At 33.2% G+C, this 283-nt stretch carries 1 protein-coding gene; it reads right to left on the bottom strand.

Translation table 11 applies throughout. The features are described from left to right. The coding region (locus V6251_RS15420) for a B3/4 domain-containing protein (protein ID WP_341589028.1) at window positions 1–283 on the bottom strand (283 nt) is incomplete at both ends.

Genomic DNA, 283 nt, shown 5'->3' with positions numbered 1-283 from the left:
TTACAAATCATTAAATCATCTTCATGTAATTCACGCTCTATGCCATCTAAAGTGATAAATTTGGTGCCTGTTGGTAATGTTTTAACTTCAACTTTATTTCCGGTAATTTTACTAGCATCAAAAGCATGTAATGGTTGACCTAAATCGTGCAATACGTAGTTTGTAATATCTGCCACGTTATTAATTGGTGATAAGCCAATAGCTTTTAATCTATTTTGTAACCATTCTGGAGAGGTTTCTACCTTTATGCCAGAAATAGTTACACCACAATATCTTGGTGCTA

This window comes from Olleya sp. Ti.3.14, assembly GCF_038154885.1.
Classification (GTDB): domain Bacteria; phylum Bacteroidota; class Bacteroidia; order Flavobacteriales; family Flavobacteriaceae; genus Olleya.
Note: the sequence above shows the minus strand (reverse complement) of the source record. Positions and strands in the feature narration are given on the sequence as shown.